This is a genomic window from Paenibacillus amylolyticus, assembly GCF_003719335.1.
Lineage (GTDB): Bacteria > Bacillota > Bacilli > Paenibacillales > Paenibacillaceae > Paenibacillus > Paenibacillus amylolyticus_D.
The window spans coordinates 209,230-225,852 of the sequence record NZ_RIAS01000002.1 but is presented as its reverse complement, the minus strand read 5'-3'; the positions used below and the strand labels follow the sequence as shown (position 1 = coordinate 225,852).

General features: G+C 47.8%; 11 protein-coding genes. 1 reads left to right on the top strand and 10 read right to left on the bottom strand.

Going from position 1 to position 16,623, the window contains the following annotated elements; translation table 11 throughout:
- Positions 1 to 103 precede the first annotated feature (103 nt).
- The 5 genes from EC604_RS04810 to EC604_RS04790 form a co-directional block, all read right to left on the bottom strand.
- A complete protein-coding gene (locus EC604_RS04810; RefSeq protein ID WP_123063056.1) occupies positions 104 to 868 on the bottom strand; it encodes a carbohydrate deacetylase in 765 nt (254 codons plus the stop codon).
- 27 nt (positions 869 to 895) lie between these two features.
- A complete protein-coding gene (locus tag EC604_RS04805; protein ID WP_123063055.1) occupies positions 896 to 2,839 on the bottom strand; it encodes a beta-glucoside-specific PTS transporter subunit IIABC in 1,944 nt (647 codons plus the stop codon).
- 197 nt (positions 2,840 to 3,036) lie between these two features.
- Complete coding sequence (gene licT, locus EC604_RS04800; RefSeq protein ID WP_123063054.1) at positions 3,037 to 3,888, bottom strand: BglG family transcription antiterminator LicT; 852 nt, start codon at positions 3,886 to 3,888, stop codon at positions 3,037 to 3,039.
- 289 nt (positions 3,889 to 4,177) lie between these two features.
- A complete protein-coding gene (locus EC604_RS04795) occupies positions 4,178 to 5,263 on the bottom strand; it encodes an AraC family transcriptional regulator (protein ID WP_123063053.1) in 1,086 nt (361 codons plus the stop codon).
- 79 nt (positions 5,264 to 5,342) lie between these two features.
- A complete protein-coding gene (locus EC604_RS04790) occupies positions 5,343 to 5,957 on the bottom strand; it encodes a Type 1 glutamine amidotransferase-like domain-containing protein (RefSeq protein ID WP_123063052.1) in 615 nt (204 codons plus the stop codon).
- Between the two features lie 205 nt (positions 5,958 to 6,162).
- Here EC604_RS04790 and EC604_RS04785 point away from each other — a divergent pair, with 205 nt between their 5' ends.
- Positions 6,163 to 6,786 (top strand): histidine phosphatase family protein, encoded by a 624-nt coding sequence (locus EC604_RS04785; protein ID WP_123063051.1) that lies wholly within the window; start codon positions 6,163 to 6,165, stop codon positions 6,784 to 6,786.
- Between the two features lie 115 nt (positions 6,787 to 6,901).
- Here the strand turns inward: EC604_RS04785 and EC604_RS04780 are convergent, their stop codons facing one another.
- The 5 genes from EC604_RS04780 to EC604_RS04760 all read right to left on the bottom strand — a co-directional run bounded on the left by EC604_RS04780 (position 6,902) and on the right by EC604_RS04760 (position 16,392).
- Positions 6,902 to 9,259 (bottom strand): rhamnogalacturonan lyase, encoded by a 2,358-nt coding sequence (locus EC604_RS04780; RefSeq protein ID WP_123063398.1) that lies wholly within the window; start codon positions 9,257 to 9,259, stop codon positions 6,902 to 6,904.
- A 921-nt stretch (positions 9,260 to 10,180) separates the two neighbouring features.
- The gene (locus EC604_RS04775; RefSeq protein WP_192895059.1) at positions 10,181 to 12,622 is read right to left on the bottom strand and encodes a glycoside hydrolase family 6 protein; all 2,442 of its coding nucleotides are present in this window, start codon (positions 12,620 to 12,622) and stop codon (positions 10,181 to 10,183) included.
- Between the two features lie 512 nt (positions 12,623 to 13,134).
- Positions 13,135 to 14,211 (bottom strand): efflux RND transporter periplasmic adaptor subunit, encoded by a 1,077-nt coding sequence (locus EC604_RS04770; protein ID WP_123063050.1) that lies wholly within the window; start codon positions 14,209 to 14,211, stop codon positions 13,135 to 13,137.
- 89 nt (positions 14,212 to 14,300) lie between these two features.
- Positions 14,301 to 15,671, bottom strand: coding sequence for an ABC transporter permease (locus EC604_RS04765; protein ID WP_151458047.1), 1,371 nt, complete (start codon positions 15,669 to 15,671; stop codon positions 14,301 to 14,303).
- A 25-nt stretch (positions 15,672 to 15,696) separates the two neighbouring features.
- Positions 15,697 to 16,392, bottom strand: coding sequence for an ABC transporter ATP-binding protein (locus EC604_RS04760; RefSeq protein ID WP_123063048.1), 696 nt, complete (start codon positions 16,390 to 16,392; stop codon positions 15,697 to 15,699).
- Positions 16,393 to 16,623: the final 231 nt, after the last annotated feature.

Below are 16,623 nucleotides of genomic sequence, written 5' to 3'. Positions count from 1 at the left end.
GTGTCAAAAATCCTAACTTATGTCTTCTCATACTTTCTTGTACCCTCTTACACCTTCATGAATATCTGCTAAACTCTGAAACGATGCAGCCCGCAAACCTCCACTACAACTGGCTGTAACTAATGAGCTCAATACCTTGTTCTGTCACATATTCCCGTAGCGCTGGATTGACCAGTACCGCAAGATCGTGCTCACGCTCATCTACTAGAGATGAGATGCTTCGCAGTTCATCATCCGCATAACCCGGATGTCCAGCTATCTCAACGATATCTTCTGTATCCTTATACTGATCCAGTACCCCGCGCAGCCATGGTTCCTGAAGCGAAGACATAGCTGGATCACCACACAATATATCCGTAGACCGAATCCCCGCATCCATAAGCTTCCCCTCCAACTCGCGAGATAAGAGGTCATCTCTTCGCATGGGAACGTTATATTCCCGGGCCAGTTCCATGACCAAATCAAACATTTGTGCATCTTTCACACTCACTCCATGATGAGTATCCAGATGATTCAACGTTAGCCCGGAAGCGAGAAACTTCTCGATCTGTGCCTTCAACTCTGCTCGTACTTCTCCAGGATCATAGGTCGAAGGAATAAGTCCAGGTTTTCGATAGAAATGGCCTGATTCATTCACAATACTCTGAACAGCCGAGGCTTCCAGCACTGGGGTCATGAACGTCAGGTTCAGATGAACCCCCATAGCCGTAATGCCCGCTTCAAGGGCCATGATACTACTCTTTTCAAAATGTACCGAGTTCACCAATGCGGAGGTATCTGTAATCAGACCCAGTTTCATTCCATGTAGAATGCCTTCGCTTACTCTCATGGTGATGCCATAATCATCTGCATTAACAATCAGCTTCATCTTGCTCTTCCCCTCTCTGATTCTATGTTAGGATCGAACAGATATTAGTTCCTCTGTGACAGCAACCGTTCCTTCTGACATCAACGGCGTAATGACGCGGAATTGATCGGAGTTCGTCACCACAATTGGCGTGGTCAGCTTAAAGCCTTCGTTCCGGATCTGATCCATATCAAATTCAATCAGTACCTCTCCCTTACGGATTCGGTTCCCTTGCTGAACCTTCTGAGTAAAATACTGCCCTTTTAATCTCACCGTATCTATACCGATATGCATGAGAATTTCGACGCCTTCATCCGAGGTGACTGCGATGGCATGTGCACTTTTCATCGTGACCGACACAACCCCGTCTACCGGGGAGACCAGCTGACCTTTGGACGGAATGATGGCTACGCCCTTCCCCATTGACTCCGAGGAAAATACGACATCCTCCACGTCATGAAGCGGAATCACTTTGCCTTCGAGTGGACTTGTAATCAGGCTTTCCATCGCTACGTTCGTATCGATTCCGGCAGCGTTTTGTTCTATTTTCCCCGTCGATGATCCAGATGCTGATTGCTGGTCACTTTCACTTTTACTTTCGATTGGGTTATTCTCGTCTTGCTGTACCTTAGGACCTTCAGCAACCTGATCATTTTTCTTACTTTCGTAGCCAAACAGCACCACACACAAGGCTCCGCCCGCAATCGCAGTCAACACACCAAAAATGTAATACAACATTGGACTCTGGGCCGGCAGTGTGAACACATTAAGGAAGAAATTGAATACAATCAGCTTCACGCCGAGATATCCCATCAGACCACCAGCAATGGCTCCAGCAGCTACCAAATAAATGAGTGTTTTGCGATAACGCAGAATGATACCATACAGAATAGGTTCAGTAACCCCGGACAGGATAGCAGAAAGGAAAGATGAACCGCTCAACGCCTTAAGATCTTTATCCTTTGTTTTCAGGAATACCCCGAGACCAATCCCCATCGAAGCCGCTACAGATGTTGCCGCAAGAGGTGCAATAAGATCTCCGCCAGCGCTCAGATTCCCCATAATAATAGGCACCGTAGCCCAGTGCAATCCAAGCAATACAAGGAAGGACCATGTTCCCCCTAGAATAATTCCGGCGATGACAGAGTTGCTGTTAATGAGGAAATTAACGATATCCCCAATCCACTGACCTACGTACTGCCCGAATGGACCAATCAACATGGCCGTGAGCGGTACCATAATGACAAGGGAGAAGAACGGGACGGCGAACAACTGCACATTTTTGTGCATGATCTTCTTCAAAAACTTCTCCAGAACCGCGTAGATGCTAACGGCGATAAACATCGGAAAGACCGACGAAGCGTAGTTCATTAGCGATACAGGAATGCCTAGAAAATGAGTTGTATTTCCTGCTGCTGTCAAAGCCGTAAAATTCGGCTCCATTAATGCAGCGCCGATCGCTGCTGCCACATAGGAGTTCACGTTCAGAACTTTAGCAATCGTGATCCCAAGTAGAATCGGCAAGAAATAAAAGATAGAGTTCCCAGCCGCAGCTAATATGGCATACGTTCCACTATCCACAGCAATCCATCCTGCTCTTTCAAGAACGATTAACAGCGCCTTGACCAGGCCCGCTCCGGCAAATACCGGGATTAATGGCGTTAGGCTGCCCGATATCAAGCCAAAGATAGCTGAACGAATGCTCTTCTTTTCTTTTTCAGAGCTTGCACCTGAACCTGCTCCATCGAAATCCCCTTCTGCAACGATATGTTTGTACACCTCCGACACGTCATTGCCTACAACAACCTGAAATTGTCCGCCGCTTTCAACCACCTTCAGGATACCTGCTGTGTTTTCGAGTGTGTCTGCATCGGCTTTCCGGTTATCGTTCAAGACAAATCGTAAACGGGTAGCGCAGTGAGTCAGCGATTGAATGTTCTCCCTTCCTCCAACGCGATCTACAATGTTTTGAGCTAATTTGAGATGATCCATGTTGTTCCCCCCATACTTTGAATAATCACTACAATTCAGATCTTCACTTCATGCATTCGCATGACATACTACGATGACAAAATAAAAACCTGAACTGAAGCTCGTCTACTGACCTTAGTCAATACACAAGCCTCAGTTCAGGTTTCGCCTGCCGAACAGTCACAATCCCTAATGTATAAGTTTGTATAAGTATTCCTTCATTCTTCCGCCAAATCATGCTCACGGTTCGTGACCCGGTGAATGTGGATCATGAAATAAACCATTTCCTCATTCGTTGTTTTCTTCTCGTAGTTAATCTCCAGATAGTTTCTAATTTTTTTCGCGCACGCGTACGATTCGGGGTACTTGTCCTTTACATGATCGTATAAAGAATCCCTATCCTCCGGAATCAACTCATCATGAAGGATTCGGTACGCAAAATATCGCAAATGTGTGAGGAAACGGCTGTAATTAATCGAGTTTTCGTCCAGTTTGATTCCAAAATGGTATTTCACAATGTTCGCTAGATCGTTAACAATCTTCGTCATCTGATAGGTTTGTTTCATATCCTGCCCACGCTGCTGTGCATTCACAAAATGAAGAGCAATGGAACCCGCCTCATCCTCCGGCAGCTTCACACCTGTTTTCTGCTCAATAATATGGAGCGCCTTTAGGGCAACCTCATATTCGGCTGCATAGAATTTTTTGATCTCCCACAGCAAAGCATTCTTTACAATGATGCCCTCAGGAAACCTTCTCAGTGCAAAACTGATATGATCCGTCAGGGTGATGTAGATGTTGTCACTGAATTTGAGGGCAAGCTGTTGTTCCGCATATTCAATAATTTCATTCGACAACTCCAGATGTTCGGTTGGAATCTCACCAATCAGCCCCATCAGTTTGTCAGACGTTGCTTTTTCAACGACAAACTTTTTCTCCACTTGCGAAAAGTCGATAACATCACTGTTATGTTTGTTATACCCGATCCCTTTTCCCATCACGATCATTTCGTGCCCGTTATCATCTGTCAGTAAGATCACATTGTTATTAAAAATTTTCCTAATCTTCATCTGCATCACCCCCCACTCATCACATGCTCGTCCCGTTAATATTCCATAAAATTCTTCAAAAAATCAAAACTTCCTATAAAAAAAACCTAAATTGAAGCAGTAACATGCACAACTCATGTTTACTACAAACAATTTAGGTATCGCCTGCCGAACAGTCACAATCCTGAGTATATTAAATTAAGTAATGCATTATCGACAAATTGGTTACTTCTGAACAAAGGATATCATGAATGCCCTTTCAGTTCAACAGTTAGTTTCTACCCTCCTGTTCCAGCCCGGCTGTCTGCTGCTACTCCGATTCCTCCGGATAGCTCCACTGTATTCGCTCCATGGAATCCCGGTACTGAACAGGCGTCTTCCCCGTATATTTTTTGAACAGCATATGAAAATACTGCCGACTGCCCACACCCACATAGTCTGAAATCTCAGAGATGGGAATATTGGTCTGCTGTAGCAACATCTTGGCCTTCTCCATCCGCAGCATCGTCAGATAGTCGGTCGGTGTCCATTGCATGTAATTACGGAAAATGCGGTGCAGATACCCTGGATGTAAATTGACTGCTGCCGCGATATCCTTCATCTGAATACTGCGATCCATATTGTGATGCATGAATTCAATCGTACGTTTGACATAGAGCTCTGTCTGATCCAATGCACTTCGTTCCATCTCGCCGCGCAACCTTGCAATTCGAACAATTAATTGGATAAAAAGGGTTCGTACCAGCGTTCCCTGCTCGGGCGATGTCAGGTTTCGGGCTTCACGATGAAGTGTGCGCTCTTCGGCGGGAATCACTCCCATGTGTACAGGAGAAAGCCCAGACTTCGTTCGCTCTTGCGATTGTTCCTGTGCCGGTGCTTGCTCCTGTCTCTGCCTCTGTTCCATCAGACCACGCTGATCCAGCTCAAGTACCAGGCTTTTCATCGTGTAATACACCTCTTCCGGGTCAGGCAATACAAGATAAGGCATCGGATGAGTCAGAAAAGTATGAACCGTATCCTCTTCCAGCGCAAGCTGTCTTAGGGTAAGTTGTCCAGATGCAGTACGCGCAAAACCGAATTCTACATTGAGCATCCGACACGGCACGCCGTCCTGCACCAACAGCCGATGGGGAACCCTTGCATCCAGCAGGATGAACTGTCCTTTTTTCAACACCGCCTGTTCCGAGCTTCCGTCTGCCATCATCACATCCACCCGGCACATGCCCGTAATGATGTACATAATTTCTGTGGAATCATGAGTGTGGTAGGACATCTGATAATCATCCCATTGTTTGTAATAATAAGCGAAAAAACGCGGCCCCCAGTCTTCGGTTCGAAGGCGTTCCTGAAAAAGGCTGCCCGAAAAGGATTGTGTATGATCCGATCCCGTTCCCATCCCTACAACCTCCCTTCAAGCGCGATATGGCATGCAGATGTATTCGCTCTATTTTGAATAAAGATCATTTAAATCGACGTTAAATGTTACTAATCCGGTACTGCTCTCCATCCATGATAATAACCTGGGAGTTCGTTATAGGCACGAGAGGCAATGTGGACTGATACTCATCCATAACCTGAGCTGCTGACTCTACGAATGGGGCGCAACCCACATGCGGCACGGGATAAAAATCAATGGCATTCAGCCCTTCGTAACTGGACAAGTCTGGTGCTGCAGCGCAATCATCCATGGCCTTCACATATGCAATATCAGGGGCGAGAATGATGGAACCTGCCGACTCTCCGATATACATTTTCCCCTCTTGAATGTGAGCCTGAATCCACTTGGCTGCCCCGCTTCTGCGAAGCTCCTGTAACAGGAAAAAGGTATTGCCACCCGACACATAGATTAGGTCGCTTTGTTGCAACTTGGCTGCTACTTCTTCAGAAGATGCCGTGGATACTTCCAACTCTTGTACAATAAGTCCCCACTTCTCAAGGGCCTGTCTGCCCGCATGAACATATGCATCATATGTCTCAGGAACCGCCGCTGTCGGAATAAAGGTGACGGTTCTTCCGGTTAACGTTGCTTCCAGTGTGTTCAACAAGCTTGCTGTGTCAACAAAAGAAGAAGACAAAAACAATTTTTTCATCATGATATCCTCCAAATTGTAATGGATAGTCATTCGCATTAAGCAAACGCAATCTGCGTGTATTGCAGCAATGCCAAAGTACATCTAAACTATTCATAATCCTGTAATGGATCGAGAAGTTCAGTTCCTATAAGCTTTTTAGTGTAAACTCATCATATCATTATTATGTCATCTCAAAATCCACCGTTGAAGGAGATTTCATGTCATGAGTACAACCTTTTATCTGGTCAGACATGGTGTCAAAAAAAGTGATATTGGCGACGTGCCACTTACTTCTGTAGGCAGCCGTCAGGCTCAATTGACCGCCCGGCATTTTTCGAACGCTCCATATCCCATCCACCGGATCATAGCGAGTCCACTCCGGAGAGCACAGGAAACCGCCGAAGCGATTGCTTCCCTAACCGGGTCTGACGTCTCGGAAGATGCACGCTTGCGTGAGCGAGCCAATTGGGGTGATGATCCTAAGCAGACCTTTGAACAATTCGTAGCCTTGTGGGACCAGTGTACAGCAAACCCTGAATTTATTCCACATGTTGGTGACTCCGCCAAACAGGCAGGTACACGGCTGGCCTCTTTGCTAGACGAATTGGCTGCGCATGCGCCATCCGGCAGTCATATTGTTTTGGCTACGCATGGCGGTCTAATTACCGATTTCCTGGTGCAGACCTTTGCCGAACAAGAACTGAACCGATGGCATCCGAATTTCCTGGTTGAACAGAAACGTCTCGTTCCCGAGTGTTCCATCACCAAGTTACTGGTTAAGGACGGTCAATATACGCTGGAATCGTTCGCTTCCGCAACACACTTGAGCGAAAACTTGGAGAAGTAGTTGGATGTACAAAAAAGCTCTGGAATGTCTCTGCGTTATCATTACACAGAAGCGAATTCCAGAGCTATTTGCGGTTAGCTTACATCATTTCTCTTTCTAATCTAAGCTGACAGTCTTACTTAGCCCCTTTGCCTTTCCCAGGGGTATAGAAGTTTGGAAGTGTCACCTTCGACCAATCGATATCCGATGCCATGTAGAAGGAAGGATACGAAGGCTGGTTATACCCGCTGTTCTGTCCAGCAATGCCTACACGATACATCGCATCATGCATGAGCGTATACAGCTTGCGATTTGTTTTCTCGGTGCTCAGATAGATGCGGATCGCTGAACTGTCGGCTGTACGCACCAGCATCTCCTCACGCCAGTCTCCGAATACATCGGCAACCAGCGATGGTGTACCTTTTGTGTGGTTATTGGTTAAGGTTCCTGTCGCGGTCAGCACTGTGCCGCGTGTCCAGTCTTTAATTGTAGGTGTGACATCGATGGCACCGTCTACGATTTGGGTGGTCATGTCGGCGGCCCAGCGAATACTCATATTGGTTCCGGGCGCCTGATCACTTATTTTTTCACCTTGTGCCGTCCATAATCCAACAGCCCATGTCTCTAGCCCGCGCCGTGTTGGATCGACATCTCCGACCATGCCACGTCCAGTATCTTTGCCTGTATATCCGCCATAAATCACTTCTCCGGTCTTCGCATCACGCAGGGAATATCCATATGGCGCCCAAGGTCCGCCCTCATGCACCATAAAGATCTCCAGTCCCGGGCGATCCGGGTCGATATCCGCAACATGCAGTGCATCTCCGTGTCCCAGACGGGCAATCGTGCCCGGTGCAGCACTCTCGGGCGGCATCACATCAGTGGAACTGTACAACACACTACCATCGTGGTCAATCGTAGCCGAACCATAGATGATCTCCTGTTTGCCGTCACCGTCTACATCCGCCACACTGAAATAATGGGCGCCTTGTGTTGTAATTGAACCATACTGCGTGTCTGTGCCGTCCACACCGTGCGGCCCATCATTGAATGGATTCTTCATCGGTGTCCAGCCACTGTCTACCATCCACTCTTTTTTCAGTTTCTTGCCATCCCAGTTATAGGCAGCCATGGTGGATCGAGTGTAATATCCACGCGCAAAAATCGCAGACGGTTTCTTACCATCCAGGTACGCAACCCCCGCCAGGAAACGATCAACCCGGTTTGCCGGTTCAATGCGCGCCATCGCATAGTCACCCCACATCAGACCGTCATCATGACGTTCCGGCTCATACGGGACAGTCTGTAATTCTTTTCCCGACTTCCCCTCGAACACAGTAATATACTCCGGACCGTCCACAATAAACCCTTCAAACTTGCGCAGTTCATTGCGAGCGCTCCGCTGCGGTGCGTATATATCGATAAAATAATCAGCCAAGCTTTCCGCATCCTGCTGGGATAACGGATAGTTGTACTTCTTCTCAATCCCGAATGCCTCTTCCAGTGTCGCTGGCCAGTTTCCTTTCACAACCTCTTCGTGTTTATGCCAGTTACGGAACATATCGACCACATGGTCATAGTACCCCTCTGCACTGAGGCGATAATCGTCCTGATGTGTCACCCCGGCCTTGCGATCTTCCTTCGGCAGTGTGATATACTTTTGTGAGGTTGGTTTGCCCTTTTTGTTGTACTTGATGATTTGCGTGGCCGGAGCGGTCTTGAACATCAGTTCAGCCTTGCCATCTCCATCAAAATCATAGACAAGCATCTGCGTATAATGTGCTCCCGCACGGATGTTAACCCCGAGATCGATCCGGTACAGCAGTTGTCCATCCAGCGTATAACAATCCACGTAGGTGTTGCCGGTATATCCTTTTTGCGACACGTCCTTGGCATTGGAGGGGTCCCACTTCACAAAAAACTCGTACTGACCATCCCCGTCCACATCACCAACACTCATGTCATTAGCACTGTAGGTGTAAGCTTCCCCTACAGGTGTTACACCGTCAGCCGGCTTTTGCAAAGGAATATCCACATACCCGTTCGCCCAAGGTTTAACGGATGCGCTGCGTTTGCTTTCTTTGCCTTTGCTATTCACTGCGGCAACTTCATAACGTGAGGATGTCTTGCCTGAGTTGTCCACATAGTTCGTGCTGTCTGTGACCGTTGCAATTTTTTTGCCATTCCGATAAACGTTGAAATCCGTCCCGGTCAGCCCCTTATCGTTGTACCCTGTTGCCTCGTCCCCAAGTAATCTCCAGCTTAGAAAAACACCTTCGGACGTCGAAGCCGCTACCAGCCCGCGATCCAGCTTCTCTAGTTGAATATCTTTCCCATGGCTGCCTCCTTTGTCTTTGGCATACATGTCTACTTCCATAGCACCATTCCCCTGAGATTGGGATTGGGATGCATCGGCTCCACTGATTCCGGCATTTCCAATAAGAATTAAAGCCAAGCTGAGTGCAGAAGAGAGCACTTTGGCCCCGAGAGGCATGCGCGATCGTTTTGTTCGTTTGCTGCGAGTGCTTCGACTGTTGGGACTGCGGGAAGAGACTTTGCCGGGACTGTCTGAATTAATGGTACTGCTAGTATGGAAGTCTGAACCGGACTCATGACCGGTACCGTTTACTGATCTTAAGATCATCAACCTTCACTCTCCCTGGTTAGAATGGGTAATGATACTTCTGCCTGAATTATGTTCATGTTCATATTTGTGTTTGTGTTCATATTAAGGTCATTGTCAGGCATGGTCATACATCAAAGGAAAAATGATTGCGCTTACAAAACTAATGTTCAAAAGAGAATCCAGTTAGCCAGATGTACTGCTTTCTCTTGTCTCTCCAATCCCCCTTCCCTTCTATTCACTTCATTTGAAGCAAAAGTTGTCATCCATCGGGTACTATTATAGACATCCTTACTGCCTAACCGAAGGCAAATATCCGTGCAAAACGATCAATATTCAGTGTATCTCGGTCAAAGTGTGCCACGATAGAATATGAACAGTTACCACAATCTGATCATTATAGCTCATTCTTCCCAACCGTCTGATAGCGCTCCAAGCTCATTCATCCAATTATGCTTTTTCCATAAACTCGCTCATGCTATAAATGCTAACGATCACCACGGAGCTTATTCAGTCGTTTTAAACCACTTTTGAATTCTAACGATCACCAGTAAGCTTATTTCACCCCAAACGAGGCAAATCCCATCAAAACTACCGAAATTCATCAAAATAGCGTCGCTACGGATCGTTAGAATTTCATCATGCCTCTTTTTCGCCAAATAAGCTCTCCTTTGATCGTTAGAAAAAAACAGAGCTGCCTCCGGTCAATGGATGACCAGAAAACAGCTCTGTTTTGATAAGTTGTGCGTAGACTCACACGTACCTTAGCACTAAATCACCAAATATATAACCTTAAGGCTCAATTCCCCATACAAGGCTGCCGCCTTGATAGAGCGTGACTTTATCCCAATCCTGATAGGATGTTTTGGTTGGATCATAGGAATAGTCATCGCTCTCGTCAAAGTTGGACCAGTCCGTTTTGAACATGCGAAGCTGAATATCTCCTGATTGCCCGCCCGCAGCAATGCTTCCTGCGCCGGACTTGAAGCTCAGCTCAACATATCCATCTCCAAAGGTACGGTCAATGTTCGCTGCGCCAACCACGGCCCAGTCAATAGCTGAATCCATTGCCGCTGAACCTTCTTTGGTGAAATAATAACGAAGTTTCAAATCGCTCAGATTTACTGCGGTGCTACCCAGGTTTTTGATGTTGAACAACGGTCTGATCTGGTTATCCGTTGCATTCGTATCCCCTGCACGATATTGCACCACCAGATTACTAGTTGGTACAACCACACCTGCTGGTGTCGCAGAAGCTACCGCAGAATTAGCACTTTGCCCAACTGCATTCACCGCACTCACCACATAATAGTAAGTTGTGCCATTGGTGAGAGATGTGTTGATATACGACGTTGCCGTTACATTGGATGCAATCGTCGTGAATGGACCCGCAGCAGTCAGCGCACGTTTCACGTTGTAGCTGGTCGCACCTGCCGAGGCTGTCCATGCCAGGCTCACCTGCGCATTGCCAGCTGTTGCTGTCAACGCCGTTGGTGCCGCTGGAGCCGTTGCAACGGCTGCCGGTGTTGCCATAGCAGATGCAGAGTTCACACTCTCGCCTGCCGCATTACTTGCTGTCACGACATAATAGTACGTTGTACCATTCGTCAAGCCCGTGTTGGTGTAGGTTGTTCCGCTGACATTGGCAGCAACCGTTACAAACGGACCGGATGCCGTCAGCGCACGTTTTACCGTATAACTGGTCGCACCTGTCGATGCCGCCCATGTCAACGTCACTTGAGCATTACCAGCCGTAGCTGTTACCGTAGCAGGAGCTGCCGGTGCTGTGTTTCCACCTGGAGGGTTACCTCCACCATTCTCAGAGAGTACAGGGAAGGAGTTCTTCACCAGTTGTACGAACTGATCATGGAACCAGTGACCTGATACCGGTGCGTTAGGCAATGCGCCAGTCAGCACTCCATCTTTCGTTGTATACGTTGGGTCACACATCCGGTCAAAGCCTTTACCCTCATTGTTCGGAATTTCAGAACTGGAGCCATCGGATTCGCCTGGCGGTTTCACCCATACATAGGCATCCAGATGCGCAGGTCCTGGAGCCGCCTTAGGCGCTTCTCCGATACCTGCTCCGCTTGCATTACACCAGTTACCCCGGTGCTCCCGGCGATCCACCCGACCGGAATTCACATAATCATTGATATTGCTGCCTGTAGCTGTAGCTGGACGATTCACCCCGCCCCATCCGTTACGGCTGGTATCAATGAGGAAACCTGTGCTCGCTGGCCATCCTGCTTGTACGAAATCAGAATACAACTTTGCTGTGAAATCGGTTTCGTCAAAGTACGGATTCCATTCATAGAACTTCGCTGAACGGATCGGTTGTCCACCGATGTTCAGATCCGGGTTGGTCAGGTTTGGTTCAGCCAGTGGTGTGGTATTGGCAGTATTCGTAATGAATCCATCTGCACTGCTCAGCCCACCAAGCGTATCCCCCACTACATCGGTATAGAGCGCGACCGCTCCAGAACGGTTGTTATCCCATCCGAGCCAGCCGGAGTGACCGATATCGAGATAGTTGTATACGTTCGGAATCGCATGGAGCTTGTCCAACGTATATTTAATCCCAGCTTCATAAATCCCCGTTGAAGCCGCTTGACCACAAGCTGGTGTGCTCAGATTGGTTACCAGGTTAGGCAAACTATCTGGCTCAATTATCGCGATAATGCGGATGTCCTGATATTTGGGGTCAGCAAAAATATCTGCGATCACGTCAATGTAATCCGTTTTATACGTCTGCAAAGCCGCTTGCGTTAAAGGAAGCTCCCCGTTAGATGCAAGGGCATGACAGTCCCGACCCGGCAAGTTATAGATAACGAAGGAAGCTGTAATAGGTACGCCTGGCTTCTTCTGAGCGAGAACTGCATCCAGATGCTCTTCCACGCTCTTGCGACCAGCATTCTCGGCCCCACCGTAAATAGCTGCAATACGGTCAATCCATACCGCGGTAGGATAGGATTTTACCGTTTCCATCTTCGCTTTCAGTGAAGCATCACTGGTGAGTGCAATAGAGGTATCCACTAGTGCAGAGTAGTCCTCATTAAGATACGCCGTAGCGCCGACAAACGGATTATTCACATGTGCCTCTGCTGCCTGTGTCACACCTGGAGACATGCCAGGGAAGATCCCTGCTGCAAGCAGCGCAGCTGCCATCATTTGTTTTACACCTTTACGCAGCAACTTCTGGCCTCTTGATTTAGTTTTCAATGTTTTCTTCATAGTTCCACCTTTCCCTTAGATAAGATTGGACTCGACTCATGTCTGCTGTTCCTCTGTGTAGAAGCAGGATGCATGGCACAAAGTGCATGAAAGAATGTGTGGTGTTTCGGGTCACCTCCATAATTAAAAGGGCTTAAGTTAAAGAGCAAATAAACGTCGGGTGTTTTCAGTAGAATTGCTGTGTGAGCTTGTGAGGGGGTAGAATCATGAGAGTAGAACGTGGTGGCTTAGTTGATTCTGGTTCTTGGGATTGAAAGTGTAAAGAGAACGTTGAATACAAACTAACTTCGCGTAAGCGCTTTCCATTTAAACTTTAAAAAAGTTTGATCTCGCGTATGACTCCTTGTTCACCTCCTTATAGTGTGATTATACGACATGTAAATATTACTGTAAATTGAATTATATAAATTAAATTATATTTTTTTCCACATAAAAAGAAGGAATTTGCTCCTCTCTGTCGCAATAGAAAAAGCTCATTACGGCACAAAACCGCAATAAGCTTTAACCTCCTTCTATGGGATAACCACAACATCCCCTGGCTTCAAACCACTAACAACCTCGGTTTTATCTCCAGATTCCATACCTGTCTTAACCGCTTGCTGCTCCGTCTGTCCGTTCCCTTTATCCAGTAACACGTAAGGTTCGGGCTGGTCACGCATAATGGCAAGACTCGATACGGCCGTCACCTTGTCCTTGCGCATCGTTTCGATGTCCCCTTCCAGACTGACACCACCATACATGCGAGCATCCGGCTTCAGATCAATGACAACATCAAACTGAGAGGCCTGCTTCAGATCGGTATCCGTGCTTTTTCGGGCAAACTTGGACACCTTGCTTACTTTTCCGGTAAATTTCAGATCCTTCTGCGCACTCATGCGCACCTGTACTGGCATGCCCTCCTTCAGCTTGAACATTTCTTCCTCACCAACAATAGTCATGAATTTCATTTTGCCCGTATTCGTGATTGAGCCGATTAACTGCCCTTCCGTAACTGCCCGTGTTTTGTTATCCTGATCGTTCAACTGAAATATACCCGTAGTCGCAGCATGCACCACTGCCTTGCTCATGACGTCCTGCTTCTTTCGGATCTCCTGCTCTTTGAGAACCAAAGCCTTCTGGCTCAGCTCGTTCGCCAGACGTTTGCTCTCCCGGTCTGCGAATGCTTTTTTGCGTTCCTCTTCCGTTACACCTAACGTCTCAGTCATGCCCGCCTGGTCGATGCTGATCTGATTCATTTCCACATCTAACCGGGCCTTATCCAGATCACTTTGCATCTGACTCACTTCTGTCTGTAATGCCGACGTATCGAGCGTGAACAGAATGTCCCCTTTTTTCACCTGCTCCCCGTTCTTGACATACCACTGCTTGATGTTAGAAGCATACGGTGCAAACACGTCCGTCTGCTCGGTATAGACCGATTTCCCTTTCACTTGAATGGTTTGTGTCATCGTCTCCTGCGTCACATCAAAGGTGATGGGCGGTGGAATTTCAACTGGCGCTTCGGGCTGGGGTTTGTATTTCTCATATACCCAGTATCCTGCGCCTGCCATAAGTACAATCGTAGTGATGATGCTGATCCATTTCTTCATGCCTATATCCCTTTCACTGGTAAGTTTGAGTCTGTTCGTATTCTAAATGTTCCACGTTCAGCCCTGCACACTAGCCTTTCGCAGCTGCATCACATCGATTTAATGACACTGAGCGCGTTGGTTCGCGATGCACTGATCGCTGGATAGATACCCGATACCACACCGACAAGTACGGCAAAAACAATCCCCAGCGGCAACGCCGACTGCTGAATAATCACTGTCATCGGTCCGCCCGCCTGATCTGCCATCTGACTTGCGAGCAGCTGGTTCACTCCGCCGAGTGCGGCAAATGCAATACCCACACCAGCTACACCGCCAATGAATCCCAGCATGGCTGCCTCCGCAATAAACATCTGACGAATCTGCCACAGGTTAGCACCAAGCACCTTCATAACCCCGATCTGCTTACGCCGCTGATGCGTGGACATGATCATTGCCACAATGATGGACAGTGAAGCCAGCACCATAATAAAACCGCCGATACCGATGGCTGCTTTCTGGTACATCGCAAGCTGTCCTGCCATGGCCTCTTCCTGAAAAAGATTACTTTGCGTGTTTAATGTCAGCTTCTTGATCTGCTCTTCCACCTGAGCCACATGCCGCTTGTTATCCACCTTCACCAATGCGGAATTGAGACGTTTGAGTGCCGGGCTGTCCGTTTGCTGAAGTCCAAGCTCATCCTGCAGAGCACGCGCCGTATCCAGCGGCACATATACTTTCTTGTCATTCTGTGCACTCATATCATCCATATTGGATGGTTTGACCAGTTCACCCGATACACGTATCGTTCCGCTCATCTTGGTCTTTCTGCCATTCGTAAAATCTTCATACCGAAATTGTATACGCTGCTGCATGAGTTGATCCTGTTTCATCATCATCTCATTGTACTGTTGCAGAAGCTCATTGTTATAGGGATCGGAATTCAACTGTTCAAACAGCTTTTGCGTCACTTTCGCATCAATAAAGCCGTAGGTCGCTCCGTAATTCACAACGGCAACTCGGCCATTGCCAGTTCCGCTGCCTTGTGCATATTTGTATCCGAACCCGCTGAGTGTCTGCATCTCGGTTCCAATCACTTCCACGTAGGAGCTGCGTCCATCCGGAAGCACCATATCGAGCGCATCCAGTTTCAGCATAGGAGCCACGGCGACAACATGGGGAAGGCGCTCGATAATCCGAATTTTCTCCATCGTCAGCGCGCCGCGTTCAAACTTACTCTTCGTGCCTCCGCCGCTTCCATTCCCCGTTTTGATTCCCTCGTTCGGGCTGATCGTAATCTCGTCCATCTTGTAGTTATCATTCAACGTTTTCTCGCTGTATGTCTGTACTGACTGCCCCACACTCAGTGCAATAATCATCGCTGCCGAACCGATCGACAGACCAATCATACAGAGTAATGTGACCACTTTGCGCCGAATGATCTGTCCCCAGGCCATGCGCACTACGTCCCGTATTCTCACTGTTCCTCTCCTTTTACATTAGCTCTCATCCCTGCTGCAACTGGGCAAACTGTCGCTGTTCGACCAATCTCCCCTGCTGTAACGTCAGTACAACCTGCATCTGTTCGGCCACCTCGGCTTCGTGTGTCACAATGACAAAGGTTGTTTTCATCTCTCTGTTCAGTTGCTGCAAAATGGAAAGAATCTCTTCCTCGGTCTCTGTATCCAGATTGCCCGTCGGTTCATCTGCAAAGATGACCGAAGGCTCCGTGATGAGTGAACGGGCAATACTGACCCGTTGCTGCTGTCCACCGGATAACTGCGAGGGAAAGAGATTGGTCTTATCGCCGAGTCCCACTTGCTCCAGCAGGCGAAGCGCCTTCTCTTTGCGTTTGGATGGTCTGATTCCCATAAAGACCAAGGGCAACTCTACATTTTCCCGGATCGTCAGATTGGACAACAGCTCATAGGATTGAAAAATAAAGCCAATATGACTGCGCCGGAACTCCGCCAGGCGATTCTCGCTGAAACGTACAATATCCTGTCCTGCAATCCAAATCTTGCCTTGCGTTGGCTTCATTAAACCAGCCATCAGATTCAGCAGTGTGGACTTCCCTGAACCTGAACTACCGAGCAACGCAACCATCTGCCCCTCTTGAATGGTCAGATTAATATCTTGCAGCACGGGAACATCGCCCTGTGCATTGCGGAAGGCGTGGGATACATGTTCAACTTGAAGCATTCGTGCTTGTCTTCCTTTCTGTTTCCTGATTATGTATTTATGTGTAACCTGCATTTTATTATAGTGCGCAGATGTATCGGGGCAGGACTCAGTTGTATCCAACTTGTAACATGTCAGGCACAAAAATCCCTGCGGCAGAGCGTACAACGCTTACCCGCAGGGACATATGTTCTTTCAAATGCCTGTGTACTGCTAATGCTACAGCAGCGAATTCTCTAAATGAATCGACCT